Below are 2,093 nucleotides of genomic sequence, written 5' to 3' on the forward strand. Positions count from 1 at the left end.
ATAAACTTACCATGGCACATGGTTGCTATTGGGGAAAATGTACTTTTTGTGATATCTCTCTCGATTATATAAAGAATTATGAGCCAATTGCAGCAACATTATTAGTAGATAGAATGGAGCAAATGATTACTCAAACTAGTGAAACAGGTTTCCATTTTGTAGATGAAGCTGCGCCACCTGCGCTAATGAGAGCAATCGCAATTGAAATAATTAGAAGGAATTTAACTGTGACTTGGTGGACAAATATTCGTTTTGAAAAAAGTTTTACAAAAGACCTCTGTTTATTATTAAAAAAATCAGGATGTATTGCTGTTTCTGGCGGATTAGAAGTTGCTTCAGACAGATTATTGGCATTAATTAAAAAAGGTGTAACTGTTGAACAAGTTGCAAAAGTTACCAGTAATTTTACTGAAGCTGGTGTAATGGTGCATTCTTATTTAATGTATGGTTTTCCTACTCAAACAATTCAAGAAACAGTAGACAGCTTAGAAATGGTTCGTCAATTATTTGAATTGGGTTGTATTCAATCTGGGTTTTGGCATCAATTTGCGCTTACAACACATAGTCCTATTGGTTTAAATCCTTCAGAATATGGTATTGTTCCTCAGTATAAAAACATTTCTTTTGCTAATAACGATATTGATTTTAAAGATAAAACAGGAATTAATCACGATAAATTTAGTTTCGGATTAAAGAAATCTATCTATAATTTTATGAATGGAATTGGTTTTGAATTGCCTTTACAAGAGTGGTTTGAATTTAAAATTCCTAAGACAACTATTAAAGATGATTTTATTAGTTCTTGTTTTGAAGAGGAAGTAGATTTTAGTACAAAACCTTCTGCTAAAATATATTGGTTAGGTGGAACCCCTTTAATTTCAGAATTTACAAAATCTAAAAAAGGGAAAAGCCAACATAAGCTTCAATTAATATTTCATAATAATAGTGACAATTTTGAAATTTCTTTGGAAGCTGAAAAAGGAGAATGGCTTTTAGATATATTAAATAAATTATCTATTACTCACGGTAATTCTATCACTTTTTCAGAATTAAAATCAGATTTTGAAAATCATTTTGAAGATTTTGAGTTGTTTTGGTACTCAAAACCTATTCAACTTTTAAAAACAAACGGTTTATTGCTGTTATAAATAAACTAACGTTTCCTAAATAAAAAACAATACGATTCCGCCAAGTGCAATAAATGCACCAATAACTTCTTTTAACGTAACTTTTTCTTTGTAGAGTAAAATTGCAGGAGGAATAATTAAAACTGGTATAATTGCCATTATGGTTGATGCAATTCCAACTGTAGTATATTTTACAGCTAATAAAGATGCGTAAACACCTAAAAAAGGGCCAAAAACAGAGCCTATTAATATAAATCTCATGGAAATTGAATCCGTAACGGCTTGTTTAACTTTAGGCCATCTTTTTATCAATGAAATTAATATTACAAATCCAATAGCCCCAGCAATTACTCTAATTTGAGTTGCTGCAAAAACGTTGTAATCACGCATTCCATATTTACTCAAAACCAATCCTAACGCTTGCCCAATAGATCCAATAAAAGCAAATAACATTCCTTTTGGGGAAAATGAAAATTGAAACTCCTTACTTTTTATTCCAGCTTTTAAATCATCTAATTTCTTTTTTTCTGTGATAACCATCATAATTCCAAAAATGGTTATAAACATGGCTAAAATTGAAATAAGATTCATTGTTTCACCTAATATAAACCATCCTATAAATGCAGCTAATGGAGCACTTAGCGACATGATTAGCATAGAGATTCTTGCGCTAATTAATTCATATGATTTAAATAGAAAGTAATCTCCAAAAACAAATCCAACTATTCCAGATATTGACATCCAAATCCATTGATGTGCAGATGCATCAAACGGCAAAAACATACCTCTTGAAAAATAAGATATGATTGCATAAAATAAAAGAGCAATCATTAAACGTAATACGTTCACAGATAGTGACCCTGCTCTTCTTGTTGCTTGTTGGAAAGATAAACTTGTTGCGGTCCAAAAAACGGCAGTTAATAAAGCAAATAATTCACCTAAATGTGATGTAAACATAATTAACTA

Annotated in this window: 2 protein-coding genes; one reads left to right on the forward strand and one right to left on the reverse strand. The window is 30.5% G+C overall.

What is annotated here, in order from left to right:
* On the forward strand, positions 1–1,148 hold a 1,148-nt coding region (locus Q0352_RS05510; RefSeq protein ID WP_299524840.1), incomplete at its 5' end, for a radical SAM protein.
* 15 nt (positions 1,149–1,163) lie between these two features.
* Here the strand turns inward: Q0352_RS05510 and Q0352_RS05515 are convergent.
* Positions 1,164–2,084, reverse strand: a complete 921-nt coding sequence (locus Q0352_RS05515; RefSeq protein ID WP_299524843.1) for a DMT family transporter — start codon at positions 2,082–2,084, stop codon at positions 1,164–1,166.
* Between the last annotated feature and the right edge of the window lie 9 nt (positions 2,085–2,093).

Origin of the sequence: uncultured Lutibacter sp., assembly GCF_937891065.1 — a bacterium.
Classification (GTDB): Bacteria; Bacteroidota; Bacteroidia; order Flavobacteriales; family Flavobacteriaceae; genus Lutibacter.

What these genes read in the sequence shown, in the direction of transcription:
- Q0352_RS05515 (WP_299524843.1), bottom strand. Translation starts at nt 2,084, where the DNA reads ATGTTTACATCACATTTAGGTGAATTATTTGCTTTATTAACTGCCGTT.